The sequence below is a fragment of the Turicimonas sp. TL08 genome (genome assembly GCF_054660695.1).
This window is the reverse complement of sequence record NZ_BAAGDP010000001.1, coordinates 185926-209197: the sequence shown is the minus strand read 5'-3', so window position 1 is coordinate 209197 and position 23272 is coordinate 185926. Positions and strand designations below refer to the sequence as shown.

Annotated in this window: 19 protein-coding genes; 8 read left to right on the top strand and 11 right to left on the bottom strand. The window is 42.1% G+C overall.

Going from position 1 to position 23272, the window contains the following annotated elements; genetic code table 11:
* Positions 1-9: 9 nt before the first annotated feature.
* Complete coding sequence (locus ACYQ4O_RS00950; RefSeq protein ID WP_281523485.1) at positions 10-1470, bottom strand: FAD-dependent oxidoreductase; 1461 nt, start codon at positions 1468-1470, stop codon at positions 10-12.
* Between the two features lie 804 nt (positions 1471-2274).
* Here ACYQ4O_RS00950 and ACYQ4O_RS00945 point away from each other — a divergent pair.
* Genes ACYQ4O_RS00945 through ACYQ4O_RS00935 form a run of 3 tightly spaced genes read left to right on the top strand, consistent with a single transcriptional unit; the run spans position 2275 to position 6446 of the window.
* Positions 2275-3675, top strand: coding sequence for a DASS family sodium-coupled anion symporter (locus ACYQ4O_RS00945; RefSeq protein ID WP_281523486.1), 1401 nt, complete (start codon positions 2275-2277; stop codon positions 3673-3675).
* Between the two features lie 41 nt (positions 3676-3716).
* Complete coding sequence (locus ACYQ4O_RS00940) at positions 3717-5078, top strand: adenylosuccinate lyase family protein (protein ID WP_281523487.1); 1362 nt, start codon at positions 3717-3719, stop codon at positions 5076-5078.
* A gap of 3 nt (positions 5079-5081) precedes the next feature.
* Positions 5082-6446: an MmgE/PrpD family protein gene (locus ACYQ4O_RS00935; protein WP_281523488.1), complete on the top strand. Its 1365-nt coding sequence runs from the start codon at positions 5082-5084 to the stop codon at positions 6444-6446.
* Positions 6447-6452: 6 nt separating this feature from the next.
* Here ACYQ4O_RS00935 and ACYQ4O_RS00930 read toward each other — a convergent pair whose 3' ends face one another.
* From ACYQ4O_RS00930 to ACYQ4O_RS00915, 4 genes are all read right to left on the bottom strand, one after another.
* The gene (locus ACYQ4O_RS00930; RefSeq protein ID WP_281523489.1) at positions 6453-7145 is read right to left on the bottom strand and encodes a GntR family transcriptional regulator; all 693 of its coding nucleotides are present in this window, start codon (positions 7143-7145) and stop codon (positions 6453-6455) included.
* 552 nt (positions 7146-7697) lie between these two features.
* Entirely contained in the window at positions 7698-8570 is an 873-nt protein-coding gene (locus ACYQ4O_RS00925; RefSeq protein ID WP_281523490.1) for a DUF4435 domain-containing protein, read from the bottom strand.
* A complete protein-coding gene (locus ACYQ4O_RS00920; protein WP_460174454.1) occupies positions 8561-9961 on the bottom strand; it encodes an AAA family ATPase in 1401 nt (466 codons plus the stop codon). The genes ACYQ4O_RS00925 and ACYQ4O_RS00920 overlap by 10 nt, the downstream gene beginning before the upstream one ends.
* 254 nt (positions 9962-10215) lie before the next feature.
* Positions 10216-10521, bottom strand: coding sequence for an FAD-binding protein (locus ACYQ4O_RS00915; protein WP_281523492.1), 306 nt, complete (start codon positions 10519-10521; stop codon positions 10216-10218).
* 220 nt (positions 10522-10741) lie between these two features.
* On the opposite strand from ACYQ4O_RS00915, the gene ACYQ4O_RS00910 reads away from it, so the two are divergent.
* Both ACYQ4O_RS00910 and ACYQ4O_RS00905 read left to right on the top strand, forming a co-directional pair.
* The gene (locus ACYQ4O_RS00910; protein WP_281523493.1) at positions 10742-10903 is read left to right on the top strand and encodes a UGSC family (seleno)protein; all 162 of its coding nucleotides are present in this window, start codon (positions 10742-10744) and stop codon (positions 10901-10903) included.
* A 7-nt stretch (positions 10904-10910) separates the two neighbouring features.
* On the top strand, positions 10911-12212 hold the full coding sequence (locus ACYQ4O_RS00905) for an FAD-dependent oxidoreductase (RefSeq protein WP_460174453.1): 1302 nt from the start codon (positions 10911-10913) through the stop codon (positions 12210-12212).
* A 440-nt stretch (positions 12213-12652) separates the two neighbouring features.
* Here the strand turns inward: ACYQ4O_RS00905 and ACYQ4O_RS00900 are convergent, their stop codons facing one another.
* Positions 12653-13177, bottom strand: coding sequence for a type 2 periplasmic-binding domain-containing protein (locus tag ACYQ4O_RS00900; RefSeq protein ID WP_277031056.1), 525 nt, complete (start codon positions 13175-13177; stop codon positions 12653-12655).
* Between the two features lie 179 nt (positions 13178-13356).
* Positions 13357-13569, bottom strand: a complete 213-nt coding sequence (locus ACYQ4O_RS00895; protein WP_460174452.1) for a LysR family transcriptional regulator — start codon at positions 13567-13569, stop codon at positions 13357-13359.
* Positions 13570-13871: 302 nt separating this feature from the next.
* Here ACYQ4O_RS00895 and ACYQ4O_RS00890 point away from each other — a divergent pair, with 302 nt between their 5' ends.
* The 3 genes from ACYQ4O_RS00890 to ACYQ4O_RS00880 all read left to right on the top strand — a co-directional run bounded on the left by ACYQ4O_RS00890 (position 13872) and on the right by ACYQ4O_RS00880 (position 19060).
* On the top strand, positions 13872-17324 hold the full coding sequence (locus ACYQ4O_RS00890) for an autotransporter domain-containing protein (RefSeq protein ID WP_281523496.1): 3453 nt from the start codon (positions 13872-13874) through the stop codon (positions 17322-17324).
* A gap of 149 nt (positions 17325-17473) precedes the next feature.
* Positions 17474-18808, top strand: coding sequence for an anaerobic C4-dicarboxylate transporter (locus ACYQ4O_RS00885; protein ID WP_304703079.1), 1335 nt, complete (start codon positions 17474-17476; stop codon positions 18806-18808).
* 96 nt (positions 18809-18904) lie between these two features.
* Positions 18905-19060: a hypothetical protein gene (locus tag ACYQ4O_RS00880; protein WP_281523629.1), complete on the top strand. Its 156-nt coding sequence runs from the start codon at positions 18905-18907 to the stop codon at positions 19058-19060.
* Between the two features lie 856 nt (positions 19061-19916).
* Here the strand turns inward: ACYQ4O_RS00880 and rfbD are convergent.
* From rfbD to rfbB, 4 genes are read right to left on the bottom strand one after another with little or no spacing between them, the layout of a single operon-like run.
* Positions 19917-20762 carry a dTDP-4-dehydrorhamnose reductase gene (gene rfbD, locus ACYQ4O_RS00875; protein WP_281523630.1) on the bottom strand — a complete coding sequence of 282 codons (846 nt, stop codon included), beginning with the start codon at positions 20760-20762 and terminating at the stop codon, positions 19917-19919.
* Between the two features lie 11 nt (positions 20763-20773).
* Complete coding sequence (gene rfbC, locus ACYQ4O_RS00870; protein WP_281523631.1) at positions 20774-21316, bottom strand: dTDP-4-dehydrorhamnose 3,5-epimerase; 543 nt, start codon at positions 21314-21316, stop codon at positions 20774-20776.
* 7 nt (positions 21317-21323) lie between these two features.
* The gene (rfbA, locus tag ACYQ4O_RS00865; protein WP_460174451.1) at positions 21324-22199 is read right to left on the bottom strand and encodes a glucose-1-phosphate thymidylyltransferase RfbA; all 876 of its coding nucleotides are present in this window, start codon (positions 22197-22199) and stop codon (positions 21324-21326) included.
* The gene (gene rfbB, locus ACYQ4O_RS00860) at positions 22199-23269 is read right to left on the bottom strand and encodes a dTDP-glucose 4,6-dehydratase (RefSeq protein ID WP_281523633.1); all 1071 of its coding nucleotides are present in this window, start codon (positions 23267-23269) and stop codon (positions 22199-22201) included. The genes rfbA and rfbB overlap by 1 nt, the downstream gene beginning before the upstream one ends.
* Between the last annotated feature and the right edge of the window lie 3 nt (positions 23270-23272).

Here is a 23272-nt window from a genome sequence, read left to right as displayed (position 1 = left end):
TTTCACCTTCTATTCTTTAGCGTATTTGACAGCTTGATTAGCGGCTATTCTTCCGAATACTAGACTTTGAGAAAGGATCCCGCCTCCGTGGTAGTCGTGGTAGTAGAGATTGATAGTCTCTCCGGCGGCGTAAAGACCTTTGATTGGCGTTCCATCCGGTTCTGTCACTTGAGCATTCTTATTGACGGTAAGTCCTCCGTAAACCATCGTTATTGAAGGTGTAAGAGGATAGAAAGCGAAGAGCTTGCCATTGAGATTAATTTTCTCGGCCAGATTTGTCTTCGGAGGTTCTGCGCCTAGGGCCTTTCCATCTTTTACAGATGCGTTATAGGCCTCCAGAGTAGATTTCAAAGCAGCAGGCTGGACTCCAATCTCTTTAGCCAGCTGCTCATACCCATTGGCCTCAATTAGTCCACCCTTGGCACGTTTAAACAATTCGACCGACATTCCTATGCGTTTTTCTTTTTGCAACATTGCTTCATCGAATATCAACGCAACCGTTTGTCTGGTTTGTTGGAGAGTGGCTTTGCCAAATGAGGCGTAACCTAAGGACTCATCAACGAATCTCTTACCTTCAGCATTTATGCCTAAACAGTACGGCAAAGCTCGTGTCGGAGAGCCTCTACCATTAGGACCGTCATACACAACGGGAAGATGCAATGACTCAACTCCAGCCATCCCTCTTGTTCCTGCACCGATCTCTTGAGCCAAACGAATACCGTCGCCGGTGATAAATTTATTACCGCGAATCAAAATATTTGCTCCGCCCGGGTGCGCCGCTTCCAGCATCTCTCTGTTAGCCGAATAGCCGCCCGTAGCCAAAATTACAGCTTTTGCAGAAATTTTTACTAACCCGTCCTTTGTTTGGCAGACTGCTCCATCGACAGCACCTTTACCATTTACCAGCAACTGTTTAGCCTTTGTCTTAAATAGGACCTTTCCACCTTTTTCTATATATTTATCGAACAGAGTCTTAAGGAGGGTCGGCATACCTTTGTATTGACCCGGAGAAGCTATACGCACGCCTACTCTCCAAGGAGCCTGCTGCAGCCAGGGCTCAAAGCCTGCGCCATTTGATTCAGCCCATTTTATTGAATCGAGAATATTATCAGCAAGGACTTCGTAAAGATCTGAACGTCCTCCACCGAGGGATTTTTTCTTCACGTCCTCGATGAAAGCTTTTTTGGCCTCTTCAGAATTGTTTTCCGGCATCAAAAAAGAGCCCAGACAAACTTTAGAATTTCCACCCCTCTGATTTTTTGCTGCCTTGTCAATCATTAAAACATTTGCGCCGTCTTCTTGAGCCTGCAGAGCGGCGACTGTTCCGGCAATTCCGGATCCAATAACAAGGACATCACAGGAAATTGTTTTTTCAGGTTGGCCTGTTAACCAGGCATAAGCCGGATTAAGAGATAAACCCATTGCAGCCATGGCCCCTGAAAGTTTGATTACTTTACGGCGTGAAATCATAGGACTCCTCCATTTAGGAATTGAGTAGGAAGGGATGTTTGGATTTTAGCAATCCTCTTCTGTTTAGTTAAGTAAATTTTTCATGTGAAGCTCTTACCGCCGTCATCATTTGTCCAATCCTTTCTGCACTCTTCTTATCCGGTATTTCTCCGTAGATAGTCAATAGACTTTTGAAAACGATAATAGAGCGGCAGGCGACTATCTGCAGAATTACGCAACGTCTTCTTTCTCTAGAATCTCGTTATTGATTCATCATTTTTTATCGACCCTATCAGTCCTTTTGGCAGGTAACAGACTCCTTTAAGTAGAAGCTTTGGGAGGAGTTAGATTACTTTTTTCTCATAATTGCCTCAGATAACTTACCTTCTTCCATTACTTTGCCCCCCCCCTAGACAGTTAACCTTTTATGCAACGCTTTGTGCTGCTAAATGAATTCTCTTTCCCCCTTCTCAGCTTTGTAAGTTTTTTCCAGGTGGTTATCCGTTCTGTACAAATCTGAAGTTGGATAGGAGAGTAAGAAAGATGCCAAAAGGTCCAACTCCTAAGAAGATGTAAGTTCTTAAATTTATAACCGTACATTAGAAAAAAGGAGGATAACACCTCCCTGAGAGAATTGAGCTGCAACAAAAATCTTGTAATCCCAACTCTTCTTTAGAGGAATCTTCGAACCTGGAAGCGGCCTTTTTGTCTCCGAATCTAAGAAATAATTGAACACATTCTTATTGACTTTTTTACACATATTGTATATTGTATACAATATGCAATATTCAAAAAAATATTGCTCTTTCCCTAAAAGGAGTCGATATGAAAAAGAATCTCGGTTTTCTAATCACTATCGCTATCGGTTTGGTTCTTTGGTTCTCACCTATTCCTCAAGGTGTGACCGCTGAAGCCTGGCATGTCTTAGCGGTCATGGTGGCAACAATTGCTGGTTTTATTTTTATTCCTCTACCCATCGGTTATGTAGCAATCTTCGGCATTACAGCAGCCATTCTTTTTAAGGCATTGCCTTTAAAAGTCGCTCTCGCAGGTTTTTCCAACAGTTTGCTATGGCTAATCGTCATGGCTTTCATGTTCTCCCGGGCCTTTCTTAAGACAGGGTTAGGAGAAAGACTTTCTCTCAAGATATTGAGCGTAATTGGAGACAGCACTCTTAAAGTTGCTTATGGATTAACAATCAGCGGTTCTATCCTGGCAGCCGGAATTCCTTCGGGTACCGCAAGGGCAGGAGGAGTCATTTATCCAATCGTGCGAAGCATGTGCAAAGCCTTGGATAGCGAACCAGATCACAATCCAAATCGTGCCGGAAGATTTTTAATCCAGTCTTACTTTCAGTCAGAGGCTTTTATTTCCTACCTATTCATGACAGCCATGGCTGGGAACGTGCTGGTGATGCAATATGCAAAGGATCTAGCAAATCTCGAGATGACCTGGGGAGGCTGGGCATTAGCTGCTTTATTACCGGGAATCGCATCAATTGCTTTGGTTCCCTTGGCAGTTTATTTTGTTGTTCCTCCAACACTTAAAAAAGCGCCTGAAGCAAAGATCGAAGCGAAAAAGATGCTTGATGCAATGGGTCCCATTTCTTCAAAAGAAGTTATCCTTTGTGTCATCTTCCTCCTGTCCATTGCGTTATGGATGTTAGGAGACTTCACAGGAATTGGATCAACTTTAGTTGCCTTCATCGCTGTGTGTGTGATGTTGTACTTCGGCATTCTTACCTGGGATGATGTCCTAGGAGAAAAAGGAGCCTGGGACACATTGATTTGGATGGGAGTCCTAGTTTGTATGGCCGGTGCCCTGACAGAAAAAGGCTTTATGGTCTGGCTTGGGAACGGATTGGGAAGTATTTTTGTCGGCGCTGATTGGTGGGTTGTTGCACTAGCCATTGCCATCTTCTTTAACTATACACAATACGCCTTTGCCAGTTCTACGGCCCATATGGTGGCTTTGTACGGAGCCAGCCTGACAGTTATGTTAGGCGCTGGATGCCCTCCTCTTCTTTCCATTCTTATGTTGGCCTTCATTGCTAACACTCCGGCTTGCCTTACTCAGTACACCTGTGGGTTTGCTCCAATTTTCTTTAATGCCGGTTATTTCACAAATGCCGAATGGTGGAAGATTGGCTTCATCCTGTCTTGGCTTCATTTAGCCATCGTGGTTGTCTTTGGTTCCATCTGGTGGAAATTAATCGGTCTTTGGTAATTCTTCTCAACAATTTTTACCTTCAACACAAGGGAATGATTATGAAAAATAGAATGCATTTTTTTGATTATGAGATGTACGAAAAAGGTTTTGGCACAGAAGCAATGCGAAACCTTTGGAGCGAAAGAGGGATTTTGCAGCAATGGATTGATTTCGAGGTGTACTTGGCCCAAGCTCAGGCTGAGTTAGGAATGATTCCCCAAGATGTGGCCGATGAAATCACAAAAAAAGGAAACATTGATCTTATTGGTATTGACAAGATTGCAGACATTTTTGCCACCACCAATTTAAATACCGTTGCCCTCATCCGAGCTTATAAGGCTATTTGCGAAAATGGGGCCGGAGAATTTATCCACTATGGTGCAACTTCTCAAGACGTCCTGGACAGCACTCTGGCATTTAGGATCAAGAAATCATTAGAAAGCTATAGAGCTGACTTAGAACAGATCGTTTCTGTTCTCCTACCCTTAGCTGACAAATATCGCAATGCAGTCATGGCAGGAATCACTCACGGTCAACACGCCATCCCAGTTACCTTCGGCTTTGTAGTTGCAACCTGGGCTCAGGCTTTCAAAGAACACATTGAAAGGATTGACCAAGCTCTACCAAGAATTTGTACAGGAACGGTATCAGGAGCCGCTGGAAACTTTGCTTCGTACAATTTATTGTTTGGAGAGAAATGCTGGGACATGCAAGTTAAGGTTCTTGAAAAATTTGGCTTAACCGTTCCTCCCATTTCAGTTCAGCCCCGCAATGAAAGATTCGTTGAGTACATGTATCTTTGTTCTTTGATCGCCAATACTTGCGAAAAAATTGCTGATGACATTGTGTTTAACCAAAGAAATGAAGTCATGCAATTAGAAGAGCCGTTTGACACAGAACACCAGATCTGTTCAAGCACTATGCCCCAGAAACGAAACCCGGTCCTCTGCGAAAATATTAAAGGCTTGGCAACATTAATTCGTTCCAATGCCACGGCCCAAGGAGAGATTTTCCACCGCGATCTTCGAGACGACACTCCATTCTTTGTGGAAGATGTCCGTATGCCGGAAACAGCTATTCTCATGGATAGCATGTTGAAAGAAATGCTGACAGTATTCAAAGGATTAAAAGTGCATGAAGAGAACATGCGTAAAAACCTTGATAAAGATGAAGGATTGCTGATGGCTGAGCCTTTGGCTTTACTTCTTTCCATCAAGTCCGGGAAAAAAGATACAGCAATGAGAATCGTCCATAAAATCGCAATGGAGTCTTTCGAAAAGAAGATCCCATACGGACAATACGTCAAAGAAATGCCGGAACTTCGAGAATATTTAACGGAACAAGAGATCGTAGATATTCTTAATCCCAGCAACTATCTTGGACTCACTCAAAAAGCTATTGACAACGTCATAAAAGGATAAGGCATGAACAACATCACCAAGGCGTGTTTGGATTTTGCTTTCAATTTGAAGTTTGACGACACAGCGCCAAACACGTGCGAACAGATGAAAAAGTACATTTTTGATCTAATTTGCTGCGCTGTAGCCGGATCAAAAACAAAAGAGGTCGATGCTTTTAAATATTTATGCCGTTTGAACGATGTGCAAACCGGCATCACTCCTCTTGGGTTAACTCACCCTACTTCACTTTACTACGCCGCATTGCTTAATGGAGCATCGGGGCATGCCCTAGAAATGGACGATTCTGACAGAACGGGGCTATCCCATCCCGGAGTAATGGTCATAACTCCAGCTCTTCTTGCAGGATGTATGCAGCACTCTTCCGGCAAAGATTTTCTTACAGCTTGTATTGCAGGCTATGAGATTATGCTTAGAGTCGGCGCTGCTCTCGGATTGTCACATTATGCGCTTTGGCATACCACTGGGACCACCGGTCCTCTCGGAGGTTCAATTACTGTCGGTAAATTGAATAAACTCACACGCGATCAGCTGGGACATGCATTCGGAAATGCCGGAACTCTTTGCTCCGGTCTTTGGGAATTTAATGCAACAAAGGCACAAAGCAAAATACTGCATGTCGGTCACGGTGTAGCAGATTCAATACTTGTTTGCCAACTGGCCTCTCAAAATTTCACTGGAGCTGACAAAATTTTGGAAGGAAAACAAGGACTTTTCAAAGGCTTTCATGAAGAAAAATTTGATGAAAGGCTATTCCAAGATTTTGGTTCAATGTGGCGAAGCGACGGGGTCTCATTTAAGCCTTATCCCTGCTGCCGGCATACGCATGGCGGGATTGATGCAGGCCTAGAACTTCATCGGAAATTAGGAAATGTGTCCGCAGAGGAAATAGAAAAGGTAGTTATAGAAACGTACCAGGCGGCCTATGATGTCGTAGGCAACAAGAAAATCTCTTCAGTCAAAGATGCGAAGTTTAGCTTACCTTTTACAGTTTGCACCGCCATTGCAGACGGCTCGGTTTCTGAAAAAAGTTTTGGCGAGACAAGCCTAAGAGACAAATCAAAATTGTCTTTAGTTGAAAAATGTACGGTTTGTGTGGCGCCTGACATCCAGGCGATTCATCCTTTTCATGAGCAAAGCCGTGTGACACTTGAAATGAAATCGGGTGAAAAATTTTCAGCATTTATTGCCGATCCTTTGGGAGAACCTGAAACGCCCTTAGATTGGCCAGACTTAGTCGCCAAGGCAAAAACACTTCTTCCATTTATTTCAGAAAGCGAAATGAACGAACTTCAAGAAAGAGTCAGAACAATTGAGGAGGAGGATATTGCCGATCTTTATCAATTCGTTCATTCTCTTTCTATTAAGTAGTCTCCACTAGTCAGAGCAATCTTTCTCAGGTAAAGATTGCTCTGTTTTCTTTATATGTTCCAATAATAGTTCGCAACCTCTTCGAGTTGTCTTAGCATCAATTTGGCACAGAACTTCTTCATCTGAAAGAGGATCTGACAATAACTTATATTGCTCTTGGTGGCTTTTTAAAGAATATTCAAAGTTTGCTGCGTGGTATTGGTAATAAAACCGATGCCAACGCATTATTTTGCGTAAGTTATAGAGTTCTTTTTCGAGCCAAGAATTGCCAGTCAAGGAAATTAATGTTGAATGATATTTTTCATGAAACTCCATGAAGCCCTTGGCATTCTGTATGCGCCAAGCATTTTCCATCCCGTCTAATTCTTTTTTTAATTTTTTCAAGCCCTCGGGCGTCATCCTCTGATGAGCTAATTTAACCGCCAACGTTTCAAGAGTTATTCTGATTTCACTTATATCAGAAATTTCTTGGATATCTATTTTTTTTACGAAGCTTCCTTTGCGTGGAATAGTTTCGATGAGGCCTTGGGACTCCAACAGCCGAAGCGCTTCTCTGAGAGGAGTTCTACTAGTTCCAAATTTTTCTTCTAAATCAGACTCCTTCAGCTTACTTCCCACTTTAAATGTGCCGTCAAGAATCATATCTTCAATCAGACCGGCCAGTTGAGGAACTAAAGTGTTAGTTAGTAACAAACTCATTTTTAAATAAAATATTGTTTTTATTTTCCTTAAACAGCTGAGTTTCCACTAAGTTCTTTGCTAAGAGCTTTATGTGATTGTCTTTGGTTTACAAAGAACAATCAATAAGTAAGCAGCATAGAGAAACCCAGAAATTCGCACTGCTTTATGGAGCAACCAGCTTTTCATTCTAAAAAAGCTATTTTACTCAAATTAAAAATGCCTCCTCCCCGAGATGCACTTAAGAGCTAGAAATTGCCTTTTCTTTAAATTTTAAAGTTTTTTAAAGACAGAAGTTTCCAAAAAAGCAACATCAATCTTAATGGCTGACCTGAGGTCTCAATTCAGAAATGATAATCTATGAGTTTAGTATGTCGTTAGTCATCAAAATTCATGAGGTCAAGCTCTTCCACTAATTAACAGCATAGTCCGCTTCGCTGACACAACCGCTAATTAGAAACTAAAGAATGAAAGACAAAAAAGTTATTTTTTGGTAATTCTGACTTCTTCATTGACATATAAGAAATTTTAAAAGGCGCTATCTCTGACCTCTAGAGAAGTTGCACTACCAAGTTAAGATTTTTTTTGACTACATATCAACAAAATCTTTTCTTTTAAACTCGCAAACCTATCCATATTACAATGTGAAGCCAAGTTGTACTTCCATGCATGTCTATCTATTTCGAAGCGCAGATTGAGATTTCTTCTAGCCTGACGACTCAACAAAGGCATTAAATAATCTTTGCCTGAAACTATCTTAAAAAAAGTCTCATTGGAATAAGAAAACCTCCCCCTCAACTTGCTTATCTCTAAAGCTAGCTGGCTTCTTTGAATCTTGCCGGAATCAATCAGAGAATTTTCAATCTCCTTCGTCCTCTTTTTAATTTTTCCTTTTGACAGATCGTGAGTCTTGTTATTATAAAAGCGCCCAATATTATCCATTTTAAAATTTTCCGTATATTTGCATTGAATAGCCCAGATAAAAAAAAGATCAATCAACTCTTTCTTACAACCGTCAATTAACTCAGAAAATTTAAACTTTGACTTAATCTCAGAGAGCGACTTAGTTCCCAAAAAAGTTTTAATCGTTTCGTATGTCGCCTTCTCGTCTACGACAAGATTTTCAATACAATAGCTGTCTAACACAAATAAATTATTAGTTGGTGATTTTGGACAATACAAAAGAAATATATCTCCATCAACTAAATATAACGCGGGCCGAGCGGAACACCTTCCTCCCCTACTGGCTTCTATCACCGCTCGAGAAGTGCCCAGAGGGTAAACATCGCTAACTCTTACTCCGGTATCTTTTAAAAGTCTATTAAATATAACTTTATAAAATTCCCTATCTTCTTCCTCATCCTCAGTGAAAATATCAATATCATTGCGATATGCTTTAAATAAAGGAACAACTTCAAGCTGGCTCAGAGAAAACTTTAATTCCATTTCTTAGGAGCCTCGTTATTCAATGATAGGTCGATACAATTTCTACTGCGTGAAATTGATGAAACAATCGAAGGCGCATGCGTAGCCAAAATATATTGGGTTTCCGGACTAGCTTTTAATAGTGCATCTATAAAAATTTCCTGCCATGTAATATGAAGTGATAACTCTGGTTCATCAATTATCAGGAAAGACTTCGCCCGATTTTTTTTGTGAAATGCAACGTGAGCCATCAGTATCAAAAGCTGTTTTTCTCCAGAGGATAGTTCAAACATCGAAATCGATTTTTTGATCCCATTAATTCTGATCTGCACATCGCCCTTTTGATCAATCAATATTTCCTTTCCAACTTCTTTATAAAACAGATTTACGCTTTCTATAAATTTTGTCACAGGCTCGCTAATCCTCTGAAGATTTTGTCTATATTCGTTAGCATACTGGATGATTTTATCTATCTTATCTAATTGGGATTTACTCATCATCCATCTAGTGAGAGCTAAAAGTCCCTTCTTTTCCGAGGTCCAATCCTTCTCTAACTTTGACAGCGTGTCCAGGGTCTTAGAAACATCATCTAAAAAATCATCACATTCTCTTAACAAATCTTTAATCTTGAGCTCTTCAAAAGCATCTCGAATTTGTTGTCGCTGTTCCTTCAAATGCTTCATGTCTTTCTGCCAAGAGAGTTCAAAGACGTTCTCTGATGGAGAAATTCTGAAAGATTCGGCAAAAACTTTTTTTCTGAACTCATCGGAGAGGGAAAGCTGTTTTTTAGCATTTTCTCTAACAAAGTCATGAATTAAATCTTCAATTTCTCGTAAAGCCTGGATGACAGAATCTGCAACTCTCTCTTCAGAGCGTTCTCGCTCATAAAAGAGATAAGATTTCCTTTTGGGAAGTTGTAGATTCAATCCCTCAATTCTTCTATTCAGACCTAAGAATAACGGCCTTTGGTACTTTTGAATTTCTCTAATTTTTGCGACAACTTTGGAGTTCTCAAAATATTTCTTCGCTCTTGGAATATCGTCTATCAACCAAAGTTTTTCTTCAAAACGATCAGATTCTTCTTCAATCTCTGAAAGCATAAACGAATCTTCTACAGTTTCCCCACTCTTCACGTCTATTACCTGAAGAGTCAAGCTTTTGATATTTTTTTTACAAAATATCTCAATCTCAAAATCATTTTTAACTTCATCATAACAACGGAGAGAAAGAGAGGAATATTGAATTTTGAGCAACTCTTCCAGAGAAGGTGTGACTAAACCATACAACAGCCTAAGAACTGTGGTTTTACCACACCCATTTATTCCTATTAAAAAGTTTAAGCTTTCGTCAAACTTAAGGTCAAAATTTAGATAACCTCTAACATTACGACCGCAAAAGCTTCTTAACTTCATCACTCCCTCCATATATTCAAAAAGTTATAAACATTCTGCATTTCAAATTACTGAAAATACACAAAAATGGATTTAAAGTTTATTGGCAATACGGCAATCTCCACAAGTCTACAGAATACTGTTAGTAGGCTAGCCCAGACTTTTACCATTTTACAATTAGAGGGCTGAAATCTTGTACAAAAATTGGAACACAAACCAATCATCTCACTGAATACACACTATCTTTCGCTGCGAAGCCTCTCTATTCATTTCTCTTATTCCATCACTCCAGCAGTCTTATCTTCTGAAATACAAGCTCTTCCATCATCAACGGTATCTGAGTCCACTATCAGAGGTTCTCTTTCTACAAGCAAAATAGATTTGTCGCCGAGTTCGGCTGTTCGGACAGCACACGACAAACCGGCAACTCCGGAGCCAATTATTAATAACTCCACATCTCCGGGAAGCTGAAAAGTTTCTTTCTTTATGAATTCCGAGGCATCAGCTGAGGATAAAAACCTGTCAGCCGGGGTCGGGCTTAAAAATAAGCTTGGTAAAGCGAGAACTGTTCTTCTCAGCATCTGGATTTTTTCCTTGGAAGTCTTTTAAATTTTTATCAGATTAAGAAAGGATAGCCTCATCTCGCCTTTGAAAACAACCCAATGTATTTTCCGTGCAAAAGTTTGATCTACATCAACATACTTACGTATTTCGCTTTCTAGACTGAATCTTACTTAGAGAAGTAAGAAAACAACGAGTTATCTTCTCTGAGCTCCATTTAAGCTGAACAAGGAGGACCTTATGACACTATCTCGCAGAAATCTTTTGAAGACAGTCGGCTTAGGCACTTTAGCCACCCTTCCCTATGTGCAGGCTAATGCTGCCGGTTTTGACAAAGAATATGACGTTGTAATCGTTGGAGGGGGGCGGTGCGGGTCTTGCAGCAGCATGCAGAGCCGGTGAATTAGGTTTGAAAGCCATCGTATTGGAAAAAACCGGCTTACTCGAGGGTTCAAGCCTCTTATGCGGCGGTCAGTTCTCTACTTTCGGAACAGATCTTCAAAAAGCCAAAGGCAAAACTGATACGGCCGATATTTTCTACAACGACATGATTAAGACCGGCAAAGGCAAGAACGATCCGAAAGTCGTCCGAGCTTTTGTGGACATGTCAAAGATTCAATATGACTTTTTAACTAAGACGTTAGATGTTCACCCTAGAGGCGTCATGGCCGCGTCCGGCATGAGTGTTCCGCGTTCTCATACTTTCAACCCTCCGGAAGTTATCAAAGCTTTGACCAAGTATGCAAAGGATCGAGGAGTTGAAATTGTCCTTAACGCTAAAGCCAACCGCCTGGTTACTGAATGCGGAACCGGAAGAGTAATCGGAGTCAAGGCAACCATTAATAAGAAAGATGTCGTTCTCGGCGCTACCAAAGGAGTGGTTCTTGCTGCCGGCGGATTTTCCAGAAATCCGGAACTGCTTGCTAAATTTAATCCCATCATGGCTAAGGCCGATGCCATTTCCGGCGGCGGCACTCAAGGCGACGGCATCTTGATGGCTCAGGCAATCGGCGCAGATACTCTTGATACTACCTACATCAAAGCTTCGTACGGATTCAAGCTCAAACCGACGATCATTCAAGATATGAGCCTTATTACCTATAGCGGTGCCATCATGATTAATAAAGAGGGCAAACGCTTTACTGATGAGTCTCAATCCTACAAGCTTCAAGGAGATGCTTCCTTAGCGCAGACCGACGGGTACTCTTATCAGGTCTTTGACAAGAACATCCTTGATTATGACCTCAAAAATGATACGCAAGGCGTTGAAATGATGACGGCATTAACCAATGATCCTGCCGGTCAGAAATGGGTTTATTTCGGTGAAACTATTGAAGAGGCAGCAAAGAAAGCCGGTTTGGATCCGAAACAGGTTAAAGAAACCGTTGAAAAGTACAACAAAGGTATCAAGGAGGGTAAAGATGAGTTTGGACGTACTTCCCTGACCAGCGGTTTTGGCAAACCGGTTCCGTTAGAAAAAGGCCCGTTCTATATCATGCCGACCACTGCCGCTTTGATCGGTACTTACTGCGGTCTGAAGATTAATGAAAAGGCTCAGGTCATTAATGTATTCGGCGAAGTGATACCTGCTTTGTATGCGGCCGGTGAATTGACCGGTGGCGTACACAGAGCGGCATACATGACCGGAACCGCATTCGGTAAAGCAATTTGCTTCGGCCGTATTGCCATCGACAGCATTGCCGGCAAGTAGAACCGGTGCAGTAAAGATTCTTTTGTTTAGGCAGATAATGACCTAAATGAAAGACAGCCACGGGAGGCGCTAATTTAAAGCCGCCTCCCTTTTGGTTTAAATGTTTACTCCTTATTCCCCACAAGAGACAGATAAGAGGAATGCGAGAGATTACTCATAGAGAACCGAGAAAAAATAGTTCAAAAGGGCCTTAAGAGCTGAATAATCCAGTTTGTCCACATGGCCGACCACTACAAAAATTGACGTTTTTTAGAACCGATTATTCCAAAGAGGACGAAAATTTAAGGCTCTTATTGAGGGTTGGTTATGCGAAGAATGCCGGAAATATTAGAAATACTAAAATGAGGAAACTCGAACTGCATGTCGGTTCCAATTCGCGAAAGAAGCTTCCATTCAATGTGATGATATAAAAATCTCATTCCGTTTCTTTAGCATTCTGCTTATATTTGGCTGAATGGATTAAAGCCCAATTTCTTGATAGCAGGGAACACCATTTCGATAAACCTTGAAACAGGAATAGACGGGGTTTTAGAGAATATGATTCCATACGGCAGCCTCCGATCCCAGTCCAAAGCTGCAGCCGTGATCAAGGGGTGGTTATTTGCCCACACGTCTAAACCGAGGATCATTGTTGAGCTATTAGCACATTCATTCAAAAGAGAAAACTCCAGAGACTGGTAGTTAGTCAATTTAATTTTTGAATTTTTACTTAAGAATGATTTCGCCGCATCGTACCTTCGCATCCATAGATCCCCCGAAACCAAAATCTCGTACCCCTCCAAATCAGATATTGACAGGACTTTTTTCGAGGCTAAGGGATGAAAAACCGAGAGAAGTATCTTTAACGGTTTCTCAGTGAGTTTCAAAGCTTGGCAACTTCTTCTTTCTAAAAAATCATCATCGAAAGCACCAGCAATAACGTCTATTCTTTCGCCCATATGAGTCAAAAGTTGCCAAACCGTCAAGCCATCATTCTCAAAAGGCACTATCTCACACTTTAATCGTGGATATCGTTCCAAAACCAAAGGCCAAATATTTGATAAATAATCTACTGAGGTTAGACAAGAAAAACCGAAACGAACTAAGTTAACTTTTCCGTCCTCGATATACCTTGCTCGTTTTCGTGCTTCATTTGCAAATGAAATTATATAGTTTGCATCATTGAAAATTGATTTACCCCCCCAGTAAGAACTACACCTGAAGAAGTCCTTAAAAAAAGTTTTACGCCGAGCTTCTCTTCCAATAGTTGCACTTGTTTGAGCACAGCTTGCGGAGTGATTTTTAGCTTTTTAGCGGCTTTCGAAAAACTTCCAGAATTTGCAACCGTAAGAAAGACATTTAAATGTTTGTCGTACATCTCTTAATTGAGTTTAATGAACTTAATGAATCTTATATTAGTAAATTAGTAGGTGTTTTAATAGAAAACTAAGAACTCAGCCATGTAATTTAAATTTTATTATTTTAATCAAACAATTACATACATTCTCAATAAAACTTTTATATTTAAAGAAGTTAACCTTATGGTTGTAAGTTAGTCTTTTTTTCATGGTTTTCTCGGTATTTAAATACCACCTCTGCGAGAAAAATAACTACCGTAGTTAAGTAAAACCCTCCAATCCGAAGGGTTTTATGGCTACTCAATACTCAAGAGGAGAAATAATGAATAAATGTTTTAAATCAATTTGGAGCGATGCAAGACAGGCTTTTGTCACGACCAGTGAGGTTCAAAAATCTCACGGCAAAAGATCTAAATCTGCATTGAGTATTGCTCTAGCAACTTCCTTGCTTATAGGTGCTGCCTCTGCAGTTGCTGCTTACGTTGAAACCGGAGTGATAGGTGATAAAACTACGTGGGAGACTCCTGAATACCAAAAAGACTGGGGCCTTGCAGCAATGCACGCTTCCACCGCCTATTCCTTAGGATTTAATGGCTCGGGAGTTACAGTTGGCGTCATGGATTCGGGCGCACTTCTGTCCCATCCAGATCTAAATTCTGATCGAATCACCGGAGATCACGTCACGGGTTCTTATGGTTCAGACGGCAACCGTTATCCACAATCAGTTATTTCAGCCATTTATGCCGGCCAACAGCCTACTCCGAATAAGGGACAACCTTTTACGAAAGGCGAAACCTTTGAAGTTACAGGAAACTGGATGGATGGAGTAAACGACTCTCATGGTACTCACGTTACCGGTTCAGTCGGTGCAAACCGTGACGGTTCAGAATTCCACGGCGTTGCTTGGGGTGCGAACGTGATAGTTGGAAATACGGGCGCAACAGATAACAACAATTATGGTCCTTTCCAAGATTATCAATATTTCTACACCAACTGGAAGTCCCTTGCCGACAAGCTTGTTGCCGCCAATGGAGCTGAACGCGGAGGAGTAATTAATAACTCTTGGGGTACTAACATCCGCATCGGCATATTGCAACAATTTAACGGGACTAAATGGGATACTTTTAATGCTCTACCCACCATTAGTGAAGTGCAAGCCGCTATGGAAAAACCCAATAACGGGACTATTGAAAATCCTCAGGCCGGAGATATCCGTGTATCTTTCACAGGACATATCCCCACAAGCACAATTGCACAAGCAGAGTATGAGTACTTCTATCACAACAAAAAATATGATGGAATGAACAAGAGCTTTGTTGATGCAGCCTGGGATGCGGTTAAGGGTACAAAAGTGGTTCAAATTTTTACCACCGGCAATCGAAACTCTGACAATCCTTTCTACCGCCCGCTTTTCCCCTACTTCAATCCGGAGGCTGAAAGCCAATGGATCGCCGTAGCGGGATTAGGCAAATCCCCAGACTTCACAGATGATAATCCCAAGTTCAAATTAATGGACACTTGGAACGAAGCCGGTCTAGGAAAATGGTGGACGATTGCAGCTCCCGGAAGCGGGATTTACGGTTCTAAAGTAGATACCAACACAGGAGCTGCTTTATGGGGGAACAGCAGCGGAACCTCGATGTCAGCTCCTCACGTAGCAGGCGCAATGACTGTGCTCATGTCTCGTTATGCGAGCATGGATGCAACTCAAGTTCGCGATGTCATGTTTACCACTGCTAATCATAAAAACGCAGATGGTACCAATATGCAAGGATGGGATAACAAGGACGGAACTACTCCGGCTGAAGGAGAAGTTTCTGATGCAATGGGTTGGGGCGTCCCGGACCTTGATAAAGGCATGTACGGCCCAGGCCAATTCCTTGGAAAATTCGATTACAACTTGAATGCTACTCCTCTTGATGTATGGACAAATGACATCTCTGAAGTTGCTCTTAAACAAAGAGAAAAAGAAGACAAAGCTTGGATGGAAAAAACCAAGAACGGCACTGATATCGCCGCTGGAGGAGACTACGAGCTCGGGGAAAACTTCGTTGTAGGGGACGGAGACGCTGATTTCACGAATCACGTTATCTCCCAAGAAGATGCAAAAGCCTGGAGAGCAGAATATTTTGCCAAACGAGCAGCCGCTATTCAGAACAAGATTGACAACGGCCTTTACAATGGCTCTTTAGTCAAGCGCGGTTCCGGTACCTTAGTGATGACCGGAAACAACAGCTACTCCGGAGGAACTACCGTTGAGGAAGGCTCATTATACGGTTTCACTGAATCCTTTGGATCAGGGATCGTGAAAGTCAACGGCGGTACCTTTGGTGTTCTTGAAACTTATAACGATACGTTTACTCAAAAAGGCGAACTTCAATCCGCTGTTAGCGGAGTAACCAGAGCTACTCCTCAGAAAGCTAATATAGAAGTGAACAAGGGCGGTACTTATGCAGTGATCGCCAACCAAAACGTTCAAGTTGGCAGTCTCAAATTTAATCAAGGGTCTCAAATTTCGGTGACTTCTTTAGATGGGGAGGCTTTCAAATTAGCTTACGAAGGCACCCCCCAAACCGGAACAATCTCAGCCGAAACACTTGAGGGCGCAGACAACGCAATTGTTACTCCTGACTATGCGTTGCTTGATCACACCGTTACCGTAGAAGGCAACACCATCACCGGCACTTTACAAAAGAATGACAAGACTTTGGCAAGTTATGCGAATAATGCCAATCAAGCCTCAGTTGCGCAAGCTCTTATGGCAGATGATGCTTTATTCGACGGTCTTATCAGTTCCAGCAAGGAAGAAACCTCCAAAACACTTGCATCTTTAGGCAATGACCTTCACGTTACGGCTAATGCCATGTCTATTGCTAATGGTCAGACTTTAGCACGTGCAATTAAAGACCAAGCTATAGGAGTGGATGGCGCAGCAAAGGTTGCTGATGTTGATAACGGTCGTGCCCGTTTGTGGATGACTGCAGTCGGCAACTGGTCTAAGATGGATCGGGCTGCAGCCTCTAAGATGAAATCTGATTTCTATACAGGCTTAGTAGGCTTAGAGGCCGATATCAATGCAGACAATAAGGTCGGTGTATTCTTCGGAGCAGGCAAGACCAAGTTTAAAGCTGGCGGCGACGGCAAGATTGATTCCAATGATCTCCACTTCGGTATCTACGGTCACTCTAAATTGAACCCGGTTCGCTTGAACTACGGCTTCGCCTATACTCGTCAAGACAGAGATTCCGCACGCGGATTATTCTATGGGAACCAAGTTTTCGGCTCGTCTACCAGCTACAACGCCGGCGTTGCTCAGATTTTTGCTGAAGCAGCCTATACAGGTTTGAATCTCGGCACAGTCGAAGTTGAACCATATGTAGGACTGTCTTGGATGCATCTTTCAGCCGATGACGTCAGCGACAACTACGCCGGAGGCACGGTTAAAACACAATTTGACAACCAGAACTTAGCGGTCTCTAATCTTGGCGTCCGCGCAAAGGTTCCGTTTGAAGTTGGTTCAGCCAAGTTCAAGGCAGTTGCCGATGTGAATTGGACCCAATTCATGGGCGACACAAGAGGCAAATCTACTCTCAAATTTGGCAACGGTGCCACTGCTAAGGTTCAGAGTGAAAAACTCTCCGCAGTTGCAGCAGTTGGTCTTGGAGTCGAAGCCCAGTTAGGCAAACGCGCTTCTTTAGGAGTTTCTTACTACGGTGCTTACGGTAGCAAGATCAAATCCAATGGTGTCGGCGCTACTTTGAAGATCGCCTTTTAACTAAAAAGGCTTTCTTTACCCTCTAGTTAGGCTCTTTTTCAGAACCTATGCTTCCAACGGAGAACAATCTAGGTTGTTCTCCGGGAGGTTTTTTCTAATCATACTTTCGAAATCATTTACTTAGACAAATTAATACTTATGGAGGCTTTATGGACTTCATAGTCGCTCTTCAAATTATTGTGCTTTTAGGCGCAATCTTCGTAGGTGTCCGGCTAGGCGGTATCGGCATCGGATACGCCGGCGGTGCCGGCGTACTTATTCTTGGTTTGTGCTTAGGCATGAAACCAGGAAATATTCCTTGGGACGTAATTCTGATCATCGCCTCGGTTATTGCAGCAATTTCTGCCATGCAATTAGCCGGGGGGCTTGATTATTTGGTTTACATTGCAGAAAAGATTCTGTACAAGAACCCAAAATACATTAACTATCTCGCTCCGTTGGTTACTTATGTACTAACGATTTTTGCGGGCACAGGCCATACCGCTTTCTCTATGATTCCGGTTATCGTCGAAGTGGCTAAAGGCGAAAACATTCGTCCTTCGGTTCCGCTGTCTATCGCGGTAGTCGCTTCCCAGATCGCTATCACCGCCTCTCCGGTTTCTGCCGCAGTTATTTACATGACCGGTGTTCTCGAACCATTTGGATGGAGTTATCCGACGCTATTAGGCGTATGGCTGCTGACAACCTTCGCTGGGTGCATGATTACAGCATTCATAATGACTCTCATCAGCAAGATGGATTTAGCTACAGATCCGATCTATCAAGAACGCCTGAAAGAAGGTTTGGTTAAACCTCCTGTCGGTTTGCAGGAAATGAATATCACCCCAGCTGCTAAGCGCTCTGTCTGGGTTTTCTTAATCGGGGTTGTCTGCGTTGTCCTTTACGCATCTGCCATTTCTCCGGCTGTGGGCCTTATCAAACAAGTTGTCGTTCCTCGTGATGCAGCCATCATCAGCTTGATGTTGTTGGTCGGTGCTTTAATTACAACACTCTGCAATGTTAAGCTCGGAGATATTGCTTCCACTTCTGTTTTTAAATCAGGTATGGTTGCTTGTATTTGCGTATTGGGCGTAGCATGGCTGGGTGATACTTTTGTGTCAGGTCACACTAAAGAAATCAAAGATTTTGCATCTCAGACCATCAGTCAGTACCCTGCTCTACTTGCAGTTGTTTTCTTCTTAGCAGCTATGTTACTTTACTCACAGGCAGCTACTGCTAAGGCCATCACTCCGACAGTGGTCGCCGCATTAGGAATCTCCGCTGCAAATCCGGATAATGCGTACATGCTGGTCGCTTCCTTTGCAGCTGTTTCAGCCCTGTTCGTGCTTCCGACATACCCGACACTTTTAGGTGCTGTTCAGATGGACGATACCGGTACAACACGCATTGGCAAATGGGTATTTAACCACTCGTTCTTTATTCCAGGCGTATTAGCAATTGTATTTTCCGTGGCTTTCGGATTTGCCGTATGCGGTATCTTCTAAAACAATAACAAACTAGCTATATCAATGTTAACCAAGGAGGAGAGAGTTCCAGACTTTCCTCCAATTTAAACCACGCAGTTTCAAGGAGTAATGTTCATGACTCTTATCGCTTTAGCTTTTAAAGTAGGCTGCGTGGTTTATCTTTTTTCTCTCGCATTGCTGACAGTTTTGTTCTTAGTTATCTCAGTTTATCGAGTGATTGAAGCAGAATTCCCTCGTTTCCTCGAGCGTATCGTAAAGACATTCCGATAAGGCGACCTCATCTTTTTAAGCCATAGCAAAACATCAAGCTCTTAATCTTTTTTGAAATGAACAAGCCCTTTTTCTGTTCAAGTAACTTATTCATTAAAGCCAGATAGATTTCTTTTGACTACAAATACAGTAAAGCAGTAGTTTCTAGAGAACGCCTCCCTCTCCAGCACGTTACAAGTATGCCTTCATTTGGCTCGAAAGCTGGTTGAACAAGTTCTCGACAAATCTACTCTTTGGTGCATCTAGATGACTTTTCAAGAAAGCATCTTCAGCTTTAATGCCGTAACTTGAGTCTTTTTCGTTACCGTTTCTAGCACCCGACACTTGCTAGAAAATTGCTATCTTAGATCGCAAGACATATTCAAAACAAATGAAACCGGTGAAAGATTCTTCATGAAAGACGTGTCAGTAGTATGTAAAGGGCTATCGATTTAATTGAGAAATAAACATTATGCGGCAAGGGAGTTGACCGGAGACATACAGGAAGAGGCTAGAGGAAAAGAAAAGCGTTCGGAAAACTATAGGCTTTGTCCACAATTGTCATTGACAGTATTAGGAGCAGGTAGGCCACAATGGAGCACGAATTCTTCTGTACAAGCGGAACTTGCCCTGACTTAAAGAAAGGGGGAAGGTTAATTTAAAATCTACCCCTTCTTTAGTTTAAGTCCACGTAGCTCACCAACCTCTATGTGCTAATTGAAAGTAGCCGAGAGAGAACTTATGCAGATATCGCCCGGCGTGTGGGCAGTCCCAATATAACTCATGATAGTCTCTGCTTTAACGGAACCATGACGAGAGACAACTATCATCTTTCCCTCCACCAGTGAACGCAAAATGAGAACTAATAAAGGCGAGATTAAATTTTCCTTAAAAACTTGTAGAGAGCGTCTTCCCATTTCGGCATCTCGAACAGTCCGCATTCTTTTAAAACTAATTTCTCAAGACGGGAGTTCTTGGGTCTCTTGGCTGGAGTTTTATATTCTTCCGAAGAACATGGGAGTACTTTTTGCTCGACCCCTTTTATTCTGAAGATGGCTTTTGCAAAATCATACCAAGTTGCTTCTCCCTCACATGTCAAATGTATGGTACCAACCAGTTCCGGTCTATGAATCAATACGTTCAAAGCCGATGCGACAGAATCCGTGCTTGTAGGATTACCAACCTGGTCGTTAACGACTTTAAGGCAGTCTCTAGTTCCATCGGCTAGACGAAGCATTGTGTGAACAAAACTTGGTCCTTGTTCTCCATATAACCAAGAAACTCGAGCTATTAAATGATTTGGACAATGTGCTCGGACAGCCTGCTCTGCTGCCCATTTGGATTTTCCATAAATATTTAAAGCCCCTGCAGGCTCATCATATTCGTGATAAGGACGGTCTAAAGTTCCATCAAAAACATAATCTGTGGAGATGGAGATAAGCTTGGTACCATAAGTGTTGCAGGCTCGAGCCACATTGGTTGTTCCAAAAGCATTTATCTTCCAAGCTGAAAACTGTTCGGACTCACACAAGTCAACCGCAGTCATGGCCGCACAGTGAATAAGCACATCCGGACGAGTATTACGGATTACTTGGTCCACTTGGGTTGGATCAGTAATATCGCAGGTCTCCCTCGTCAGCGGAATTGCTTCAACATCTTCCAAAGTTGAGGTAAGCGTTGTTCCCAACATTCCTTCTGAACCGGTTATAGCTACTTTTAACATTCTCTCTTCTCTCAGAAGGAATCTTTTATATCGGCAAAGAAAGGTGCCTTCGCGTCTTTTTCACTGACGACCGGTTCAAAAGAAATTGGCCACTTGACATCAACCTCTGGATCATTCCACCGAATTGAACCTTCATCCTCAGGATGATAATAATCAGTACATTTGTAATGAAAATGCGCAGTCTCAGAAAGCACTACGAATCCGTGAGCCATTCCAGGGGGAACCCATAGTTGATGTTGATTTTCTGCAGTCAATAAGGATCCAAACCACTGACCAAAAGTTGGAGAATTTTTACGCAAATCTACTGCAACGTCAAAAACCTCTCCTTGAGAGACCATTACCAATTTTCCTTGAGGGTGTTTCTTCTGAAAATGAAGACCGCGAAGAATACCTTTTGTTGACATGCTGTAATTATCCTGAACAAAAGGAAGGTTAATTCCGGCTTCTTCATATCTCTTTTTTTGCCATGTCTCGACAAAGAAACCGCGTTTATCTCCAAATACTTTGGGCTTAACAAGGAGAACGCCTTCGATAGGAGTTTTCTCAACGATCATTTTTATATTATCTCAAAAGGTTTAAAAGGTATTGCCCGTACAAATTTTTAGCAATTGGCTTAGCTAGCTTTTCTAATTGCTCACTCGTTATATAACCCTTTCTCCACGCAATTTCCTCCGGGCTGGCAATCATCAAACCTTGTCTGGCTTGAACTGAATGGATAAATGATGCCGCCTCTAACAAAGACTCATGGGTTCCCGTATCCAGCCACGCTATTCCTCTTTCCATGATTTCCACATTGAGAGTGCCTCTTTTCAGATACTCTAAATTAACATCTGTAATTTCAAGTTCGCCGCGAGCTGAAGGCTTGACTTTTTTGGCTATTTCAAGAACTTTGTCGTCATAAAAATAAAGTCCTGTCACCGCATAGTTGGACTTAGGCAAACGCGGCTTCTCCTCAATAGAAACGGCCTTCCTGTTTTCATCGAATTCAACAACGCCATATCTTTCGGGATCGGAAACATGGTAGCCAAAGACAGTTGCCCCAGAGTCTCGTCCTTTAGCAGCTTCTAACAAAAGTGGGAAGCCTTGGCCGAAGAACAAGTTATCTCCTAAGACCAAGCAGGTGTTATAGCCTTTTATAAAGTCTTGACAAAGCAAAAAGGCCTGTGCCAACCCTTCCGGCTTTTTCTGAACTACATATTCGAAAGTGCATCCCCATTGGGTACCGTCGCCAAGCAGCTCTTTGAATAAAATCTGCTGTTCAGGAGTAGTGATTATTGCTATCTCTTTAATGCCAGCAAGCATAAGCACTGACAGGGGATAATAGATCATGGGCTTATCGTAAACCGGCATAAGCTGTTTACTGATGGATCTAGTCAATGGATACAATCTCGTCCCGCTTCCACCGGCTAGGATAATTCCTCTCCATTGCTTAACCATTATTGTCTCTCCGCATAGTTGAGTTCAATCCACTTACGATATTCTCCTGATTGGATATTTTTTACCCATTCAGGATTGTTCAAATACCATTCGATTGTTTCTTTAATACCTTCTTCAAAAGTATGTTTGGGAGACCAACCAAGTTCTTTTTCGATCTTGGAACAATTTATGGCGTATCTAAAGTCGTGGCCAAGTCTATCCGTTACATGAACAATTTGATCTTTGTAAGATTTACCAGCACCAAGTGGTTTAATTTCATCTAAAAGCTCACAAATCTTATTCACAATGAAGAGATTGGTTCTCTCGGATTTTCCGCCAACATTATAGGTTTGGCCTACTCTGCCTTTTGTTAGTACTAGATAAATCGCTTCGCAATGATCTTCTACATGCAGCCAATCTCTAATGTTTTCTCCGGTGCCGTAAATTGGAAGATTCTTTCCAGCTAGTGCATTCAAGGTCATTAAAGGAATTAATTTCTCTGGGAATTGTCTCGGCCCGTAATTATTAGAACAATTGGTTATCAAAGTTGGCAAACCATATGTTTCATGAAAAGCTCGGACGAAATGATCGCTAGAAGCTTTGGATGCAGAATACGGGCTATTCGGTGCAAAAGGAGTTTCCTCTGTGAACGCAGGAGCTTCTAAGGACAAAGTTCCGAAAACTTCATCTGTAGAAATGTGATGGAAACGGAAAGCTTCCTTCTTTTCTTGTTCTAACTCCTTCCACCAGTCTTTCACAACTCTCAGTAAGACTTCTGTCCCTAGAACATTTGTCTTAACAAATACATCTGGATCATGGATAGAGCGATCTACGTGACTTTCAGCCGCGAAGTTAACTATAGCGTCAGGACGATATTTTTCTAGAAGTTCTTTTATAAGTTTTTCGTCACCGATATCCCCGTGAACAAAGATGTGATTTTTATTAGCCTGAATAGATTTAAGATTTTCTAAGTTTCCGGAATAAGTGAGTTTATCTAAGTTGATAACAGTGTCGCCGCCCAGAACTCTTTGCAATACAAAGCAAGAGCCGATAAACCCTGCTCCGCCCGTAACTAATAGTGTTTTAGCCATAAT